Here is a 17,628-nt window from a genome sequence, read left to right as displayed (position 1 = left end):
TTTGCCCGCGCGCTGCACCGGTCTCGGTGAAGGGGACACCGCACCATGTCTGCAGTCAACAGTGGACCGCGCCTCGGCCGCTGGACCCATCTCGTCACGGCACGCCCACGTCTGTCGCTCCTCCTCGCTCTGGTCGTCACCGCACTGGCCGTCTTCGCGGGGAGCGGGGCCGGCGACCGAATGAGCAGCGGCGGCTGGGAAGATCCGGACGCCCAGTCGACCTACGCCACGAAAGCGCTCGACCGCGAATTTCCCGCGGCACGGCCGAATCTGCTGCTCCTTGTCGACAGCGGGGAAAAGGGTGTGGACGATCCGGCCGTCGCCGCCGAGGCCGCGCGGTTGGCGAAGCAACTCGCCGGTGAGAAGGGCATCGCCGCCGTCGGTTCGTACTGGCAGACCAAGTCGCCGGCGCTGCGTGCCGAGGACGGCGGGGAGGCGCTCATCGCCGCCCGCGTCGAGGGGGACGAGAAGGCCGCCGGGGCGGTGCTGGAGCGCATCGCGCCCGACTACCGGGGCAAGCACGGTCCGGTGGAGGTGACCATCGGCGGCCCGGTCGCGGTCATGCACGACATGCAGACGATCATCCAGGACGACCTGCTCCGGGCCGAGATGATCGCCCTGCCCGTGACGCTGGTGCTGCTCGTCATGGTGTTCGGCAGCGCGATCGCCGCCCTGCTGCCGCTGGGCATCGGCATCGTCGCCATCCTCGGCACGAACGCGATCCTGCGCGGGCTCACCGAGTTCACCGATGTCTCGGTCTTCGCCCAGAACCTCACCACCGCACTGGGCCTCGGACTCGCCATCGACTACGCCCTGTTCATCGTGCGCCGGTTCCGGGAGGAGCTCGGCGCGGGAGCACCGACCCGGGAGGCCGTGGCGATCACCCTGCGCACAGCCGGACGCACGGTCCTGTTCTCCGCGCTCACGGTGGCCGTCTCGCTGGCGGCGATGCTGGTCTTCCCGCAGTACTTCCTCCGTTCGTTCGCCTACGCCGGGATCGCCGTGGTGCTGCTGGCCGCCGCCGCCGCACTGGTCCTGCTGCCCGCCGCACTGATGTTGCTGGGCGAGCGGGTGAACGCGCTGGACCTGCGCCGGCTGCTGCGCGGAAGCCGGGGCGCGAAGCCCGGCGCCGGTGCCGCGGACAGCGGCGAAAACGGTCGCTGGGGCCGGGGAGTGGCCGTGGTGATGCGGCGGGCGCCTGTCTTCGCCGTGGCCACCACCGCCGGGCTGGTGCTGCTGGGGCTGCCCTTCCTGGGAGTGAAGTTCGGCCCTGCGGACGACCGTCAGCTGCCGCCGGACGCCGCGTCGCATGTCGTACAGCAGCACATACGGGACGGCTTCCCCGGGAGCCCCGGCGGCGGCCTGGACGTCTTCGCCGAGGGTGCGGCCACGCCCGCGCAGTATGCCGCGTTCCGTGACCGCGTCGCCGCCCTCCCCGGGGTCTTGCGGGTGGACGGACCGCTGGTCTCCGGCACACATGCGACCTTCTCCGTACTGCCCGAGGAGAAGGCGGTGGGGGAGGAGACGCAGCAACTCGTACGTGAACTGCGCGCACAGCCCGCACCCTTCGAAACCTCGGTGACCGGTGCGGCCGCGATGCTGGTCGACTCCAAGGCCGCCATCGGGGACCGGCTGCCCTGGGCGGCGGGCATCATCGCGGTGGTCACCCTGCTGCTGGTCTTCCTCCTGACAGGCAGCGTGATGATCCCCCTCCAAGCGGTCGTGCTCAACGGGCTCAGCCTCACCGCGATGTTCGGCGCCGTGGTCTGGATCTTCCAGGACGGCCATCTCTCCGGGCTTCTCGAATTCACCTCGACCGGCGCCATCGAGACCACCCTGCCGGTGCTGATGTTCTGTGTGGCGTTCGGGCTGTCCATGGACTACGGGGTGTTCCTGCTCTCCCGGATCAAGGAGGAGTACGACCGCACCGGTGATCACGACCATGCGGTGGCATACGGGCTGCAGCGCACCGGCGGGCTGATAACCGCCGCGGCAGTGATCCTCGCGGTGGTGATGGTCGCGATCGGGACCTCGCGTGTGACCAACGCCAAGATGCTCGGTCTGGGGATCGCGCTCGCCGTGCTCATGGACGCCCTGGTGGTGCGCAGTCTGCTTGTTCCCTCGGTGATGAGGCTGACCGGCCGCGCGACCTGGTGGGCGCCGGCGCCGCTGCGGGCCGTCCATGACAGGTTCGGTCTGAGCGAGGGCGGGATACCCGCGTCCTCCGCGCTGGAGCACACCGCGGAGGACCTGCACCGGAAGGGCCGTACGGATGGGGACGGCAAGGCCGAGGATCCGAAGGCGGCGGAACACGACGAGTCGGGGACGGACCGGCGGCGCCTTGGCGACGCGGACCGCGACAGGACTCCCGTGGGCGGGTAGCTTCCCGTCGGCCGGCAGCCGGCGAAGGACCAGGCCGACGGGGGCTGGGGTGCTCGCGGTACGCGGATGTGATGCCGAGGTCCGTCTGCGGCGGATCCGGTCACCGAGCCGGCCCGGGCGCGAAGGGTTATGTCCCCCTGTGGGTCATTCCCTGCGGGCTCTGTTGCCAGGCCGGTTGGCGACCCAGGTGCGGATCGTATCCGCGTACCAGTAGGGCTTTCCGGCCTCCACATGGTCGGGAGGCGGAAGGAGGCCGTGCTTGCGATAGGAGCGAACCGTGTCCGGCTGAACCCGGATGTGTGCGGCGATGTCCTTGTACGACCAGAGCCGTCTGTCCGTCATCTGTGGCACCTCCCTGCGCGCGCCGCAGTGGCGGCAGAGGGAGCCGTCGGACGAGCTGCGGCGCGAACGCTGGCGATCACTGAGCCTGTGCCTTGCGAACGACACGCACGGGGGAGGGGAGAGCGGCTGTCGAGAGTCTGTGACGGAAGACCCGCGTAATGGAGACATGTGTGACAGGACCACCATCCCTGTGACGAAACCGGCGTCACCCGGCAGTTGACGCACGGCGCCTTCGCGGACCATGAGTCCGGAGGTGAGTGGAGCGGTGGCTGCAGCCGCCCTGTGAGGGTCCGTATCGCGTCCATCGTTCCGCCGGACCTGGGGCCCGCTGAGCCGTGAGCCCGCCTTGGCGCGCTCGCACGCCATGATGCGAATGCGTCGTGGCTGAGTGGGCCGCCGCTCCGGAAGCGGTGCTCTGTGCGCGATGGTGCGGTTCGGGGAGATCCCCGGACGGTCCCGGCGGGGCTGTCTCAGGCTCCGCAGGAGCGGAGGAAGCGGCGTGTGCGCTCGGCGATCGGGAAAGGCTTGTCCGGCGGGCACGGGTACATGTCCTGCTCGACGATGGCGAACAGGTCGGCGTCCAGCCGCTGGGCCGCCGCGAGCACCGGCTCCAGCGCCGGGACGCCGTAAGGGGGTTCGCACATCACACCCCGTGCCACCGCCGGCCCGAACGGCACCTCGTCCGCGACCACCTCGGCGAGGATCTCGGGATCCACCTGCTTGAGGTGGAGATAGCCGATGCGCTCGCCGTAGGTCTCGATGAGCTTGACGCTGTCGCCCCCGCAGTAGGCGTAGTGCCCGGTGTCCAGGCAGAGCGAGACCAGTTCGGGGTCGGTCGCGTCGAGGAAACGGTTGACGTTCTCCTCGCTGTCGATGTGGGTGTCGGCATGCGGGTGGACCACGATGCGGAGCCCGAAGCGGTCGCCGACCTCCCGGCCGAGTCGCTCGGTCTGGCTGGTGAGGTGCCGCCACTGTTCGGAGGTGAGCGTGCGGTCCTCGAGGACGTCACCGGTCTTGTCGTCCCGCCAGAAGGCTGGGATGACGACGAGGTGATCGGCGCCCATGGCGCGGGTCAGTGCGGCGATGTCCGCCACGTGGGCCCATGTCTCGTCCCAGACGGCCGGGCCGCGGTGCAGACCGGTGAAGACGGTTCCCGCCGAGACCTTCAGTCCCCTCGCCGAGGTCTCCTCGGTGAGACGGACGGGATCGGTCGGGAGGTAGCCGTACGGGCCGAGTTCGATCCACTCGTAGCCCGCGCGCGCCACCTCGTCGAGGAAGCGCCGCCAGGGAACCTGCTGCGGGTCGTCGGGGAACCACACACCCCAGGAGTCCGGGGCCGACCCGATCCGGATGCGGTGGAGCGAGGATGCGGAGGAGGTCATGGCGGTCAGCTTCCCGGCGGCCGGAGAACGGTGTCAAGCTTTCGTCCGAATGTAAGGACAAAATGTTGACAGCCTTCCGGAGTGGGGGCTACACCAGGGGACAGCCGGCGTGGGAACCGAAGGGACGCGTATGCCTCAGCCGCAGTCGTACGAAGTGATCACGATGGGCCGGATCGGAGTGGACCTCTATCCCCTGCAGACCGGGGTCCCCCTGGCACGGGTCGAGACCTTCGGGAAGTTTCTCGGCGGCTCCGCCACGAATGTGGCCGTTGCCGCGGCACGCTTCGGGCGCCGGACCGCTGTGATCACCCGCACCGGACGGGACGCGTTCGGCGAGTATCTCCATGAAGCGCTCAGGGAGTTCGGGGTCGACGACCGCTGGGTCACGGCGGTGCCCGGGCTCCCCACGCCGGTCACCTTCTGTGAGATCTTCCCGCCCGACGACTTCCCGCTCTACTTCTACCGGCAGCCCAAGGCACCCGATCTCGAGCTGCACGCCGACGAACTGGACCTGGCGGCGATCAGCGCCGCACGGGTCTTCTGGATGACGGGCACCGGGCTGTGCGCCGAGCCGAGCAGGAGTGCGACGCTCGCCGCCCTGAAGCATCGTGCGAAGTCCGGGACAACGGTCTTCGACCTGGACTGGCGGCCGATGTTCTGGACCGATCCGGGCGGGGCCCGTCCGTACTACGCACAGGCGCTTTCCCACGCGACCGTCGCCGTCGGCAACCTCGACGAGTGCGAGATCGCGACCGGGGAGCGCGAACCGCACGCCGCCGCACGTGCCTTGCTCGACGCCGGACCCGAACTCGCCGTCGTGAAGCAGGGACCCAAGGGCGTCCTGGCCGTACACAGGGACGGGACCAGCGCCGAAGTCCCGCCCGTGGAGGTCGAGGTGGTCAACGGACTCGGCGCGGGCGACGCGTTCGGAGGAGCGATGGTGCACGGGCTCCTGTCCGGCTGGGAACTCGAGCGGATCATGCGGTTCGCGAACGCAGCCGGCGCGCTCGTCGCCTCCCGGCTCGCCTGCTCCTCCGCCATGCCCTTCCCGTCCGAGGTCGAAGCCCTCCTGGAGGGCCGCGCGCCCGGCCCCGAGCCCGGACCTGCCGGCGCGTCCGCACCGGCACAGGGCGACGCGTCCGGTCCCACCCCGGGTGCAACGTCATGACCCGCGTCGACGTCGCCGACCTGGTGCGGATCAGGGCACATCGCCCCGAGGCCGTCGCCGAGGCCGCAGCCCGGCGCCGCAGAAGGCCACTGGTCGGTGATCACGGCAGACTCATGATCGTCGCGGCCGACCACCCCGCACGCGGCGCCCTCGCCGTCGGCGGCCAGCGCCTCGCCATGGCCAATCGGCTCGGTCTGCTCGAAAGGCTCTGCACCGCACTGGAGCGGCCCGGAGTCGACGGGGTGCTCGCCACCGCCGACATCCTGGAGGACCTGCTCCTCCTCGGCGCGCTCGACAACAAGGTCGTCATGGGTTCCATGAACCGGGGCGGTCTGGCGGGAGCCGTCTTCGAACTGGACGACAGATTCACCGGATACCGCGCGGAGGACCTGGCCAGGCTCGGCTTCGACGCCGGCAAGCTGCTGCTGCGCATCGACTACGACGACCCCGGATCGCTCGACACCCTGCATGCCACGGCCCGCGCCATCGACGAGATGGCCGCGCACCGGCTGCCCGTCTTCGTCGAACCGTTCATCTGCCGCCGGGTCGCGGGCCGGCTCGTCAACGACCTGTCCGCCGAGGCGGTCACCCGCTCCATCGCCATCGCTTCGGGACTCGCCGGCACTTCCGCCTACACCTGGCTGAAGATCCCGGTCACCGAGAACCCGGACGACATGCCCCGGGTCATGGAGACCTCGACTCTCCCCGCCGTCCTGCTCGGCGGTGAGGTCGGCGGCTCCGTGGAGGACCAGGCCAGTGCCTACGAGAAATGGCGTGGGGCCCTGCAACTCCCCACCGTGCAGGGACTGGTCGTGGGCCGCTCGCTGCTCTATCCGGTCGACGGCGATGTGGCGGCGGCGGTCGACACGGCCGTCGGGCTGCTCTAGGGGTACGGAGAACTCATGGACCACATGGACGGCAAGAACCACACGGGCAGCGCGCACGGCGCGGACCACAAGGGCGCCGCGGACGCCATGGCGCACGACCGGCATGTACAAGCAGGGACCGCGGCCGAAGGGCCCTATGCCCTCGACATCGACCCCAAGACGGCGGGATGGGGGTACTCCGCCCTGCGGATCCTGGAGCTCCGCCCGGGCGGTTCGCATCTGCTGGGTGCAGGTGACAGCGAGTGGATCGTGCTTCCACTCAGCGGCGGCTGCACGGTGCAGACCGAAGGCCGGACCATGGAACTGCTGGGCAGGGAAAGCGTGTTCACCGGGGTCACCGACTTCGCGTACGTACCGCGCGACGCCCATGCACAGATCGCCTCCGGCGCGGGAGGCCGCTTCGCCCTGGCAGGAGCGAAGTGCGAGCGACGACTCCCCGCTCGCTACGGCCCCGCGCCGGAGGTACCGGTCGAGCACCGCGGCACCGGCGGCTGTGCCCGGAAGGTGCACAACTTCGCCGCCGCCGACGCCTTCGACTGCGACCGCCTCATCGCCGTCGAGGTGCTCACTCCCGGCGGCAACTGGTCGTCGTATCCGCCGCACAAGCACGACGAGCACCGGCCGGGAGCGGAGGCCAGACTGGAAGAGATCTACTACTTCGAGATCGACGGTCCGCATGGCTTCGGCTACCAGCGGGTGTCACCGTCACGCCCCGGCGGCACGGACCTGCTCGCGGAGGTTCGCAGTGGAGACGCCGTCCTCGTCCCGGACGGCTGGCACGGTCCCTCGATCGCCGCGCCCGGCCACGAGATGTACTACCTGAACGTCATGGCGGGCCCGGGCCCCGAACGTGAATGGCGGATCTGCTTCCACCCCGACCACACGGAGGGCTACCGATGAGCACGGGACCGACCGCGCCCCGCCCCGGCACACGCCGTCTCACCACCGCCCAGGCGCTGATCGCTTTCCTCGCCGGCCAGTACACGGAGCGCGACGGCCGCCGCCGGCGACTGATCGGCGCCACATGGGGAATCTTCGGCCATGGGAACGTCGCCGGAATCGGTCAGGCGCTGCTGGAAAGCGGTTCCGGCATGCCCTTCTACCAGGGCCGCAACGAGCAGGCGATGGTCCACGCGGCCGTCGGCCACGCCCGCCAGTCCTGCCGGCTCTCCACGCACGCCGTCACCACCTCCGTCGGCCCCGGTGCCACCAATCTCGTCACCGGCGCCGCCCTCGCCACCATCAACCGGCTCCCCGTCCTCCTCCTCCCCGGCGACGTCTTCGCCACCCGGCCCGCCGACCCCGTCCTTCAGCAGCTGGAAGTCCCCTCCGCGGGCGACGTCTCCGTCAACGACTGTCTGCGGCCCGTCTCGAAGTACTTCGACCGGATCACCCGGCCGGAGGCCCTGATCCCTGCGGCCCTCGCCGCCATGCGGGTGCTCACCGATCCCGCGGAGACCGGTGCCGTCACCCTGGCCCTGCCACAGGACGTGCAGGCCGAGGCCTACGACTGGCCCGAGGCGTTCTTCGCCGAACGCGTATGGCACGTACGCCGTCCGCAGCCCGATGCTGCAGAGCTGGACGCGGCGGTCCGGGCGATCAGCGAGGCCCGCAGGCCACTGATCATCGCGGGCGGAGGTGTGCACTACAGCGGTGCGGAAGAGGCCCTGAGGCGCCTGGTCGACGCGACCGGCATCCCCGTGGCCTCCACCCAGGCCGGCAAGGGCTCCCTGCGCCACGACCATCCCGCGGACGTCGGGGGCATCGGCCACACGGGCACCGCCGTCGCCGACGAGCTGGCCCGTACCGCCGACCTCGTCATCGGTGTCGGCACCCGCTACTCGGACTTCACCACCGCATCCGCCACTCTCTTCACCGACCCCGGCGTCCGCTTCGTCAACCTCAACATCACCGGCTTCGACGCCCACAAACTCGCCGCCGTCCCGCTGGTGGCCGACGCCCGGGCCGGGCTCGACGCCCTCACCACCGCCCTGCACGGCCACCATGTGGAGCGCGGCTACGAGACCGAGTACACGGACGGCAAGGAGCGCTGGGAGCACCGCGTCGACACCGCGTACGAGGTCCGTGACCAGGATGTACGCCCGACCCAGCCGCAGGTGCTCGGGCTGCTCGACGGTCTGGTCACGGAGGACGACATCGTGATCAACGCGGCGGGTTCGCTTCCGGGCGACCTGCACAAGCTGTGGCGGACCCGTTCCCGGGACCAGTACCACGTCGAGTACGGCTATTCCTGCATGGGATACGAGATCCCCGCGGCGATAGGCGTGGCGATGGCCGCGCCGGGCCGGCCGGTATGGGCGCTGGTCGGTGACGGCACCTACCTGATGAACCCCACCGAGCTCGTGACGGCCGTGCAGGAGAACGTCCCGATCAAGGTGGTGATCCTCCAGAACCACGGCTACGCGTCGATCGGCGGACTGTCCGAGTCCGTGGGGTCCGAGGGGTTCGGCACCGCCTACCGCTACCGGACGCGGGACACCGCAGGGCCCGAGGACGCGGGCGGCGGCACCTACACGGGCGCCCCGCTCCCCGTCGACCTCGCCGCCAACGCCGCATCCCTCGGGATGCGCGTCATTCGCGCCAAAACCGTTCGTGACCTGCGCGAAGCCCTTGTGGAAGCCCGTTCGGCGGATCGCCCCACATGTGTCTACGTCGAGACCGAAACGGCAGACACTGTGTCGGGCCCGCCGCCGGCCCAGGCGTGGTGGGATGTTCCCGTGGCCGAGACCGCGACCCGACCGTCGGCGGTCAAGGCCCGGCAGGAATACGACCGCCAGGTCGCCGCCCGACGCCGCCATCTCTGAAGGACTTGAAGGAGCTCTCCGCCATGACGAAGAACGTCAACCACTGGATCGGTGGCAAGATCGTCGAGGGCGCGTCCGGCAATTGGGGACCGGTCACCGATCCGGCGACCGGTGCCGTGACCAGGAAGGTCGCACTGGCCTCCGTCGACGAGGTAGACGCCGCGGTCGCCGCGGCGAAGGACGCCTACGCCACCTGGGGCACGTCTTCGCTGGCCCAGCGCACGACGATCCTGTTCCGCTTCCGTGCCCTGCTGGACGCGAACCGTGACGCCATCGCCGAGCTGATCACCGCCGAACACGGCAAGGTCCATTCGGACGCTCTCGGCGAGGTCGCCCGCGGACTGGAGATCGTGGACCTGGCTTGCGGTATCACCACCCAGCTCAAGGGCGAGCTGTCCACCCAGGTCTCGAACCGGGTGGACGTGGCGGCGATCCGGCAGTCGGTCGGCGTGGTCGCCGGCATCACGCCGTTCAACTTCCCCGCGATGGTCCCGATGTGGATGTTCCCGCTCGCCATCGCCTGCGGCAACACCTTCATCCTCAAGCCGAGCGAGAAGGACCCATCGGCCGCGCTGAAGCTCGCCGAGCTGCTCGCCGAGGCGGGACTGCCGGACGGCGTCTTCAACGTCCTCCAGGGCGACAGGATCGCGGTCGAGAGGCTTCTCGAGCACCCGGACATCGCGGCGGTCTCCTTCGTCGGCTCGACGCCGATCGCCCGGTACATCCACACCACGGCCGCCGCCAACGGCAAGCGCGTCCAGGCGCTCGGTGGTGCCAAGAACCACATGCTGGTCCTCCCGGACGCGGACCTGGACGCCGCCGCGGACGCGGCCGTATCCGCGGCCTACGGCTCCGCTGGTGAGCGCTGCATGGCGATCTCCGCGGTCGTCGCGGTCGGCGCGATCGGCGACGAGCTCGTCACCAAGATCCGTGAGCGCGCCGAGAAGATCAAGATCGGCCCGGGCAACGACCCGGCCTCCGAAATGGGCCCGCTGATCACCAAGGCCCACCGCGACAAGGTCGCCTCGTACGTCCACGGCGCCGCCGCCCAGGGGGCCGACGTGGTCCTGGACGGCACCGGCTACACCGTCGAGGGCTTCGAGGACGGCCACTGGATCGGCCTCTCGCTCCTGGACAAGGTTTCCACCGACTCCGACGCGTACCGGGACGAGATCTTCGGCCCCGTGCTGTGTGTGCTGCGCGCGGAGTCGTACGAGGAGGGCGTCGCGCTGATCAACGCCTCGCCGTTCGGCAACGGCACCGCGATCTTCACCCGTGACGGCGGCGCCGCGCGTCGCTTCCAGATGGAGATCGAGGCCGGCATGGTCGGTGTGAACGTCCCGATTCCGGTGCCCGTGGGCTACCACAGCTTCGGCGGCTGGAAGGACTCGCTCTTCGGCGACCACCACATCTACGGCAACGACGGTGTGCACTTCTACACCCGTGGCAAGGTCGTCACCACCCGCTGGCCCGACCCGTCCGAGGCTCCGGCCGGTGTCGACCTGGGCTTCCCGCGCAACCACTGATCGCGGCGGGTGGCGGTGACCGTACGGCGCGGTTGCCCACCCCGGCCCTTGTCTCCGCGGACTCCGGGCGGCCGGTACGGAACTCTCACCCGTACCGGCCGCCCGGTGCTGTGACCGGACAGGTTCACCAGGACGCGTCCAGCACGCCGACGACTGCCCGCAGCTCCCGGGCGGCCCGTCTGGGCAGCGCGTGCAGGGCCCCGTCGAGGAGTTCCCGTGCCCTGAGCGGATCGCCGCAGCACAACCATTCCGTACAGCCGGCCCGGTCGGCGTCCCACAGACGCCGGTCGGGCCGGGCGATGTGCCCGCGCCACTGCGCCAGCGACTCGTGGACCGCTCCGGGCCACAGGTAGTTGCGGGTCTGCTCGATCTCGGCGATGGCGCACAGCGTCTTGCGGGACAGTCCGCGTATCTGCGCCGGCTCGCTTCTGCGGCGGCCTCGTCGCACCCCGAGCTCGGCGCGCACCCGCCGCGGCCGCCTACGCGGCACGGCCTCCGACATGGATGGTGGTCGTCATGCAAGGGATCCTGCCAGGCGCTTATCGAGGAGACCAGCGGATTTCCCGGCGGTAGGTTCGAGGGCCATGACCGTCCCGAAGTACCAGATCCGTGCCGTCCACACCCCGGCCACGGTCACCGTCTACCAGGCGTACGACCCGTCCATCGGCCTCCCGGCAGCCCGCGACGGACGCTTTCCGGCCGCCTGGAAGCGGGACCGGATGACATGGATCAAGCCTTCGTTCCTGTGGATGATGTACCGCTGCGGCTGGGGCACCAAAGAGGGGCAGCAGACCGTGCTGGCCGTCGAGATCGACCGCGAGGGTTTCGAGTGGGCGCTGCGTCACGCCTGTCTGTCCCACTTCGTGCCGGAGCTCCACCCCGGTCAGCCCGAGTGGAAGCGGCAGTTGAGGCAGGCTCCGGCCCGGGTCCAGTGGGATCCCGAGCGTGATGTCCGGCTCGCGCCGCTGCCGTACCGCTCACTGCAGCTGGGCCTCGGGGGAGAGGCGCCGGCACGGTTTGCGGACGAATGGACCGTGGCCATCGACGATGTGACGCCTCTCGCCCGGGAGATCCACCGGCTCGTGCGGGCCGGGGACCTCGAGGGGGCCGGACGGCTGATGCCCGAGGAGGTCCCCTACCCCGCGGGGGAGGAGCTCCTCGGGCATCTTGTGCCCCGCTGACCGTCGTCGCGGCTGCGCCAAGGGGCGCCGCGCCGCAGGGGTGGTGCCACCGCGGCGCGGTCCCTGCGGCGTCAGAACCGCGAGTGCAGCAGCCTGTTCGGGGAGCCCACGCGCGGATCCACGACCTTGCCGCTTGTCGCGTTGTTCACCAGGGCGTTGCGGACCTGGGCCGGGGTCGCCGTCGGATGGTCCGCGAGATACAGGGCGGCGACACCCGCGGTGTGCGGCGTGGCCATCGAGGTGCCGGAGATGGTGTTCGTCGCGCTGTTGCTGTCCTTCCATGCCGATGTGATGTCCACGCCGGGTGCGAACAGGTCGAGGCAGCTGCCGAAGTTGGAGAACGAGGCCCGCCGGTCGGTCCTGTCCGTCGCGCCGACGGTGATTGCCTCGGGGACCCGTGCGGGAGAGTAGTTGCACGCGTTCGCGGGCAGACCGAGGAAGTTGCCGTTGCCCGCCGCGATGGCGTAGCTGACGCCCGAGGCGATGGACCGCTTCACGGCGTTGTCGAGTGCGGCGCTGACCCCTCCGCCCAGACTCATGTTGGCGACCGCCGGCTTGGCGGCGTGGGCGGTCACCCAGTCGACGCCCGCGATGACCCCGGCCGTCGTTCCCGAACCGTCGCAGCCGAGCACACGGACAGCCAGCAGCTTCACCTGCTTGGCCACGCCGTAGGTCCTGCCGCCGACCGTGCCGGCGACATGGGTGCCATGGCCCTGGCAGTCCTGTCCGTTGCGGCCGTCGCCGACGGTGTCCGCACCGACGCTCGCGCGCCCGCCGAACTCGCTGTGAGAGGTGCGGATACCGGTGTCGATGATGTACGCGTTCACGTTCCGCGCCGTCGTCGTGTAGGTGTACGCCTTCGACAGCGGCAGGCTGCGCTGGTCGACGCGGTCGAGGCCCCAGGTCGGGTTGGTCTGGGTCTCGTTCAGGCGCAGGACGGCGTTCTGTTCGACGTACGCCACGCGTGGGTCGGCGGCGAGACGGGCGGCCTTCGCCTTGGACATCGAGGCGGAAAAGCCCTTGAGGACGGAAGTGTAGGTGCGCTCGGGGCTGAGGGCCTCCTCGGCGGTGAGGTCGGAGACGCGGGTGCCGTCCTTGAGGACGACGATCCAGCTGTCCTGGACGGCGGTTGCAGTGGGGGCGAGACGGAGATCGCCGGCCGGCGCGCTGTGCGCGGTGGGGGTGGCGGCGAACTGGAGACCGGCTGTGAGGGTGACCGCGGGAAGCAGTGCACCCATGCGTATCGGCCGGCGGACAGTGAATCTCATCTCGTGCGCCTTTCTTTGATCGGAACACGACAAACATCCGCGCGGCTCCCGCGGATGTGCGGCACAGAGTGTCGTGCGGCGATCAGGGCGCACAAGGGGTTGTTACTGGAGCGTTGGATTCAATCCCGGGGTGCCGTGCGCACTTTGGCGGACATCACCCGACATCGTGGACGGACGTGTCCGCAAGGTTGCTGCCGCCGTCCGCGGCGGTCCCCCAGGGCGAATCGCCCGAACCCTGCCGAGCTGTGAAGTCCCAGGTCAGCATGGTGAATTCCCCATCGTTCGCCGCGCCTGCCGACGTGTACGTCGCCAGCGCCGGAGCGTTGTCGGTGTCGACGCCGACCCACATGTCGTAGCAGCCGCGCTCCCGGGCGACGGCGGCGAGCGCTTCGGTCAGCGCCCGCCCGACACCGCGGCGGCGGTACGCCTCGTCCACCGACAGCTCGTACAGACACATTTCGACGCCCTTGTCCGGATGGAGCATCTCGATGCCCGAGACCATCCCGGCAGGGACATCGCCGGCGTAGGCGATCAGCATCAGATGTCCTGGAGCCGCGAGGAACCGCTCCGCCCATTCCCTGCGGGCCGGACCGTCGTAGAGGTGCTCGGCGGCGACGAGTTCGGCGACGGTCGTCGCGCGGCGGATCTCCATGGCGGTCGTCTCTTTCCGTGGCTCCGGTCCCGGCACCCTGCCCTCGGCTCGGCTCGGCTCGGCTCGGCCCGGTTCGGCTCGGGTATGGCGTACCGCGTCCGGTGTACGCGGACGCTACCCGGTACTACCCGAGGAGGTCACCGAGTTCCGACCGGCGGCAGCCGCGGTGGCAGCGGGCGCCCGCTTAGGGTTTCCCCCATGACGATCCGACTTCCCCGACGGGCCGCCTTGTCCCGGCACCGAGGGCGCTGGCTCGCGGGCCTCGCCGCCTTCGCCGTGCTCGGCGGCACCGGTGTGTGGACGGCTGTCGCTTCCGACGACGCTCCACCGGTGCACCGCGAGGACCGGGTGCTGAGCATGCCGGGTGCGAAGGTCGACACCTCGTACTTCACCGCCGGAGACGTCGGCGTGCGACGGCCGGCCGTGTTGCTGGGGCACGGGTTCGGGGGCAGCAAGGAGTCGGTGCGGGACCAGGCCGAGGCGCTGGCGCGCGACGGATACGCGGTTCTGACCTGGTCCGCACGCGGCTTCGGTGCGTCCACCGGGCAGATCGGCCTCAACGACCCCGATCACGAGGTCAAGGACGTGTCCCGGCTGATCGACTGGCTCGCCCGACGGCCGGAGGTTCGGCTCGACGCGGCGGGCGACCCACGGGTGGGCGTGACCGGAGCGTCGTACGGCGGGGCGATCTCCCTCCTCGCGGCGGGCCACGACCGCAGGGTCGACGCGATCGCCCCGGAGATCACGTACTGGAACCTCGCCGACGCGCTGTTCCCCGACGGGGTCTTCAAGAAGCTGTGGGCGGGGATCTTCTTCACCACCGGCGCCGCGGGCACCTCCGGGCTCACTGGCGGAGACTCCCGGCCGCCGGCGGACGAGGACGCCTCGCAAGAGCCCGGGCAGGCCCGGGACGGTGCCGGAGCCCGCGACGCCGCTGCCGCGACCGGCCCCACCGCGCGGGCGTCCGCGTCCACGCCGCCGAGTGCGGACGCCGGGGATCCGGCCGCACCACGCGAAGCCGGAACCCGGCGTCCTGCCCAGCCCGGGGTGCCGGCCACAGGTGCCACGGCCGTGCCGCCCGCCGCGGACACGGCCGCATGCGGCGGGTTCCAGCCCGTCCTGTGCGAGATGTACGAGCGGGTCGCCACCTCGGGGAAACCCGACGCTCAGGCCCGCGCCCTGCTGGAGGCGCGCAGCCCGTCCGCCGTCGGCGACAGGATCAAGGTCCCCACGCTCATCGTCCAGGGACAGTCCGACTCGCTCTTCCCGCTCGCGCACGCCGACCGGATGGCTTCGGTGATCAAGAAGAACGGCGCGCCGGTCGCCGTCGACTGGATCTCCGGCGGACATGACGGCGGGGACCTGGAGACCGAGCGGATCCAGCGCCGGGTCGCGGCATGGTTCGACCGCCATCTGAACGGTGACACGTCTGCGGACACCGGCCCGGTCTTCCGGGTCAGCCGGGCAGGCGGAGTCAACTCGACCGACGGCCGGGCAACTCTGCGCGGCGCCACCTCGACCGGCTACCCCGGCCTGCACGCAGGAGGTCGCCCCATCCCACTCGCCGACGGCGCCCGGTCGTTCCGCAACCCCGCCGGCGCGGGGCCGCCCGGGATCTCGGCCGTCCCCGGCATCGGCGGCGGACTCTCCGGGCTGTCCTCACTCGGCCTCGGCCTCTCCGTGGACTTTCCCGGACAGCACGCGCGCTTCGACTCCCGGCCGCTGAACGAATCGCTGCAGGTCACCGGCTCGCCCACCGTGCGCGTCCATGTGACATCGAGCAGCGGGGAGGCGGTGCTCTTCGGCAAGGTGTACGACGTCGGACCCGACGGGCGTCAACAGGTGCTGCCCGCCCAACTCGTCGCACCCGTCCGTGTCGAGGGCGCGAAGACCGGGAAGACAGTCGAGCTGACGCTGCCCGCCGTGGATCACGAGATCGAGGCCGGACACCGCCTCCGCCTGGTCCTCGCCGCCACCGACCTCGGATATGCGTCGCCCAACGCCCCCGCCACCTACACCGTCTCGCCGGCAGGACCGCTCACGGTGCCCACCGCGCCCACCGTCAGCACCCAGGCCGCCGCCCTGCCCATGTGGGTGTGGGGCCTGCCGGCCGCAGGCGCCGTGAGCGCCGTAGCCCTGCTGCTCAGCGTGCGGCGCCGGACCACCGTGCCCGCGCCGGACCCGGAACTTGCGGACGTCCCCCTGCAGATCACCGGCCTGACGAAGCGCTACGCGAAGGCCACCGACCGCTATGCCGTGCGGGACCTGTCCTTCCGGGTGGAGAAGGGCCAGGTCCTCGGGCTCCTCGGGCCGAACGGGGCAGGCAAGACCACCACACTGCGCATGCTCATGGGCCTGATCACCCCCGACGCGGGCGAGATCCGTGTCTTCGGGCACGTCATCAAGCCCGGCGCGCCCGTCCTCTCGCGGGTGGGTGCCTTCGTCGAGGGCGCGGGCTTTCTGCCGCATCTGTCCGGGCGGGACAACCTCGAGCTGTACTGGCGGGCCACCGGCCGCCCGGGGGAGGACGCGCACATCGACGAGGCCCTGGAGATCGCGGGACTCGGCGACGCGCTTGCCCGCGCCGTACGCACCTATTCGCAGGGAATGCGCCAGCGTCTCGCCCTCGCGCAGGCGATGCTGGGTCTGCCGGACCTGCTGATCCTCGACGAACCGACCAACGGGCTGGACCCGCCCCAGATCCGTGAGATGCGGGAGGTGATGATCCGGTACGCCGCCGGAGGCCGGACGGTCATCGTGTCGAGCCATCTCCTCGCCGAGGTCGAGCAGTCCTGCACGGATCTGGTGGTCATGGACCGTGGCCGGCTCGTGCAGTCGGGTCCTGTTGCGGATATCACCGGAGCGGGTGACACCCTGCTGGTGACCACGGCCGCCGAGGTGCCCGAGCCGCTGGTCGAGAAGATCGCTTCCCTGCCCGGCGTCGCTTCCGCCGTGCGTACAGACGACGGCAGCGGGCTGCTGGTCCGTCTGGACGGAGCGGGCGCCGCAGTGCTTGTCGCCGAACTCGTCAGACTGGACGTGCCGGTGACCGGCGTCGGCCCCCACCGGCGCCTGGAGGACGTGTTCCTCACCCTGATCGGAGGAGCATCCGCATGAGTACGGTGCACACCGGGCCGACCGCGACGACCGCACCGGGCTATCGGGCGCGGCGCACCCTGCCGTTGCGGGTCGAGGCCGTACGCCAGCTGAAGCGCCGGCGCACCCTGGTGATGGGCGCCATCCTGGCCGCCTTGCCATTCGTCCTGATCGTCGCCTTCGCCGTCGGCGGTGCTCCGGACGAGCAGGGTGGGGGCAGCGGCGACCGGATCACGCTGATGGACACGGCGACCGCGTCCGGCGTGAACTTCGCCGCCACCTGCCTCTTCGTATCGGCGGGTTTCCTGCTGGTGGTGCCGGTTGCGCTGTTCTGCGGGGACACCGTGGCCTCGGAGGCAAGCTGGTCCTCCCTTCGCTATCTGCTCGCGGCACCGGTGCCCCGGGCGCGGCTGCTGTGGTCGAAGCTGGTGGTGGCGCTGGGCTTCAGCGCGGCCGCGATGCTGCTGCTGCCGCTTGTCGCACTCGCCGCGGGAACGATCGCCTATGGGTGGGGCCCGCTGAGGCTGCCCACCGGTGGGTCCCTGGCGAGCGCGGACGCGCTGCCACGGCTCGCTCTCGTCGTCGGCTTCATCTTTGTGTCCCAACTGGTCACCGCCGGACTGGCGTTCTGGTTGTCCACCAAGACCGACGCTCCTTTGGGAGCCGTCGGCGGTGCGGTCGGACTGACGATCATCGGCAATGTCCTGGACGCGGTGACGGCTCTCGGGTCCTGGCGTGATTTCCTTCCCGCGCACTGGCAGTTCGCCTGGGCGGACGCCCTGCAGCCGCAGCTGGAGTGGGGCGGGATGCTGAAGGGCACGGCCGTGTCCGTGACCTACGCGATGATCCTGGTCGCCCTCGCCTTCCGTGGCTTTTCCCGTAAGGACATCGTGTCCTGAACGGGCCCGGTGGGCGCCCA

The 17,628-nt window shown here is 70.6% G+C and carries 14 protein-coding genes; 9 read left to right on the top strand and 5 right to left on the bottom strand.

What is annotated here, in order from left to right; all coding sequences use genetic code 11:
* Nucleotides 1–45 precede the first annotated feature (45 nt).
* Nucleotides 46–2,382, top strand: coding sequence for an MMPL family transporter (locus tag ACTWOL_RS13585; RefSeq protein WP_474296933.1), 2,337 nt, complete (start codon nt 46–48; stop codon nt 2,380–2,382).
* 144 nt (nt 2,383–2,526) lie between these two features.
* On the opposite strand, the gene ACTWOL_RS13580 is transcribed toward ACTWOL_RS13585, so the two are convergent.
* Both ACTWOL_RS13580 and ACTWOL_RS13575 read right to left on the bottom strand, forming a co-directional pair.
* Nucleotides 2,527–2,724: a helix-turn-helix transcriptional regulator gene (locus tag ACTWOL_RS13580; protein ID WP_474296932.1), complete on the bottom strand. Its 198-nt coding sequence runs from the start codon at nt 2,722–2,724 to the stop codon at nt 2,527–2,529.
* A 470-nt stretch (nt 2,725–3,194) separates the two neighbouring features.
* Entirely contained in the window at nt 3,195–4,106 is a 912-nt protein-coding gene (locus ACTWOL_RS13575) for a sugar phosphate isomerase/epimerase family protein (RefSeq protein WP_474296931.1), read from the bottom strand.
* A 130-nt stretch (nt 4,107–4,236) separates the two neighbouring features.
* On the opposite strand from ACTWOL_RS13575, the gene iolC reads away from it, so the two are divergent.
* The 5 genes from iolC to mmsA are packed head-to-tail and all read left to right on the top strand — an operon-like array spanning nt 4,237 to nt 10,512.
* A complete protein-coding gene (iolC, locus tag ACTWOL_RS13570) occupies nt 4,237–5,274 on the top strand; it encodes a 5-dehydro-2-deoxygluconokinase (RefSeq protein WP_474296930.1) in 1,038 nt (345 codons plus the stop codon).
* Nucleotides 5,271–6,161: a Cgl0159 family (beta/alpha)8-fold protein gene (locus ACTWOL_RS13565; protein WP_474296929.1), complete on the top strand. Its 891-nt coding sequence runs from the start codon at nt 5,271–5,273 to the stop codon at nt 6,159–6,161. Before iolC ends, ACTWOL_RS13565 begins: the two co-directional genes overlap by 4 nt.
* A gap of 15 nt (nt 6,162–6,176) precedes the next feature.
* Complete coding sequence (gene iolB / locus ACTWOL_RS13560; protein WP_474296928.1) at nt 6,177–7,061, top strand: 5-deoxy-glucuronate isomerase; 885 nt, start codon at nt 6,177–6,179, stop codon at nt 7,059–7,061.
* Nucleotides 7,058–8,986: a 3D-(3,5/4)-trihydroxycyclohexane-1,2-dione acylhydrolase (decyclizing) gene (gene iolD, locus ACTWOL_RS13555; RefSeq protein ID WP_474296927.1), complete on the top strand. Its 1,929-nt coding sequence runs from the start codon at nt 7,058–7,060 to the stop codon at nt 8,984–8,986. The genes iolB and iolD overlap by 4 nt, the downstream gene beginning before the upstream one ends.
* 23 nt (nt 8,987–9,009) lie before the next feature.
* On the top strand, nt 9,010–10,512 hold the full coding sequence (mmsA, locus tag ACTWOL_RS13550; protein ID WP_474296926.1) for a CoA-acylating methylmalonate-semialdehyde dehydrogenase: 1,503 nt from the start codon (nt 9,010–9,012) through the stop codon (nt 10,510–10,512).
* 124 nt (nt 10,513–10,636) lie between these two features.
* Here the strand turns inward: mmsA and ACTWOL_RS13545 are convergent, their stop codons facing one another.
* On the bottom strand, nt 10,637–10,978 hold the full coding sequence (locus tag ACTWOL_RS13545) for a hypothetical protein (RefSeq protein WP_474296925.1): 342 nt from the start codon (nt 10,976–10,978) through the stop codon (nt 10,637–10,639).
* Nucleotides 10,979–11,096: 118 nt separating this feature from the next.
* On the opposite strand from ACTWOL_RS13545, the gene ACTWOL_RS13540 reads away from it, so the two are divergent.
* Nucleotides 11,097–11,693: a DUF4291 domain-containing protein gene (locus ACTWOL_RS13540; RefSeq protein WP_474296924.1), complete on the top strand. Its 597-nt coding sequence runs from the start codon at nt 11,097–11,099 to the stop codon at nt 11,691–11,693.
* Between the two features lie 71 nt (nt 11,694–11,764).
* On the opposite strand, the gene ACTWOL_RS13535 is transcribed toward ACTWOL_RS13540, so the two are convergent.
* Both ACTWOL_RS13535 and ACTWOL_RS13530 read right to left on the bottom strand, forming a co-directional pair.
* On the bottom strand, nt 11,765–12,961 hold the full coding sequence (locus ACTWOL_RS13535) for a S8 family peptidase (RefSeq protein WP_474296923.1): 1,197 nt from the start codon (nt 12,959–12,961) through the stop codon (nt 11,765–11,767).
* 154 nt (nt 12,962–13,115) lie between these two features.
* Nucleotides 13,116–13,613 (bottom strand): N-acetyltransferase family protein, encoded by a 498-nt coding sequence (locus ACTWOL_RS13530; RefSeq protein WP_474296922.1) that lies wholly within the window; start codon nt 13,611–13,613, stop codon nt 13,116–13,118.
* Between the two features lie 198 nt (nt 13,614–13,811).
* Here ACTWOL_RS13530 and ACTWOL_RS13525 point away from each other — a divergent pair, with 198 nt between their 5' ends.
* On the top strand, nt 13,812–16,730 hold the full coding sequence (locus tag ACTWOL_RS13525) for an alpha/beta fold hydrolase (RefSeq protein WP_474296921.1): 2,919 nt from the start codon (nt 13,812–13,814) through the stop codon (nt 16,728–16,730).
* Nucleotides 16,727–17,608, top strand: coding sequence for an ABC transporter permease (locus ACTWOL_RS13520; protein ID WP_474296920.1), 882 nt, complete (start codon nt 16,727–16,729; stop codon nt 17,606–17,608). Before ACTWOL_RS13525 ends, ACTWOL_RS13520 begins: the two co-directional genes overlap by 4 nt.
* Nucleotides 17,609–17,628: the final 20 nt, after the last annotated feature.

The sequence above is a fragment of the Micromonospora sp. IBHARD003 genome, assembly GCF_056106285.1.
This window is presented reverse-complemented; position numbering and strand designations above follow the sequence as displayed.

Excerpts from the sequence above, each read along its gene's own strand:
- ACTWOL_RS13575 (WP_474296931.1), bottom strand. The coding sequence starts at position 4,106 with ATGACCTCCTCCGCATCCTCGCTCCACCGCATCCGGATCGGGTCGGCC.
- iolD (WP_474296927.1), top strand. The coding sequence starts at position 7,058 with ATGAGCACGGGACCGACCGCGCCCCGCCCCGGCACACGCCGTCTCACC.
- iolC (WP_474296930.1), top strand. The coding sequence starts at position 4,237 with ATGCCTCAGCCGCAGTCGTACGAAGTGATCACGATGGGCCGGATCGGA.
- ACTWOL_RS13535 (WP_474296923.1), bottom strand. The coding sequence starts at position 12,961 with ATGAGATTCACTGTCCGCCGGCCGATACGCATGGGTGCACTGCTTCCC.
- ACTWOL_RS13525 (WP_474296921.1), top strand. The coding sequence starts at position 13,812 with ATGACGATCCGACTTCCCCGACGGGCCGCCTTGTCCCGGCACCGAGGG.
- mmsA (WP_474296926.1), top strand. The coding sequence starts at position 9,010 with ATGACGAAGAACGTCAACCACTGGATCGGTGGCAAGATCGTCGAGGGC.
- ACTWOL_RS13530 (WP_474296922.1), bottom strand. The coding sequence starts at position 13,613 with ATGGAGATCCGCCGCGCGACGACCGTCGCCGAACTCGTCGCCGCCGAG.
- ACTWOL_RS13540 (WP_474296924.1), top strand. The coding sequence starts at position 11,097 with ATGACCGTCCCGAAGTACCAGATCCGTGCCGTCCACACCCCGGCCACG.
- ACTWOL_RS13520 (WP_474296920.1), top strand. The coding sequence starts at position 16,727 with ATGAGTACGGTGCACACCGGGCCGACCGCGACGACCGCACCGGGCTAT.
- ACTWOL_RS13585 (WP_474296933.1), top strand. The coding sequence starts at position 46 with ATGTCTGCAGTCAACAGTGGACCGCGCCTCGGCCGCTGGACCCATCTC.
- ACTWOL_RS13580 (WP_474296932.1), bottom strand. The coding sequence starts at position 2,724 with ATGACGGACAGACGGCTCTGGTCGTACAAGGACATCGCCGCACACATC.
- iolB (WP_474296928.1), top strand. The coding sequence starts at position 6,177 with ATGGACCACATGGACGGCAAGAACCACACGGGCAGCGCGCACGGCGCG.
- ACTWOL_RS13565 (WP_474296929.1), top strand. The coding sequence starts at position 5,271 with ATGACCCGCGTCGACGTCGCCGACCTGGTGCGGATCAGGGCACATCGC.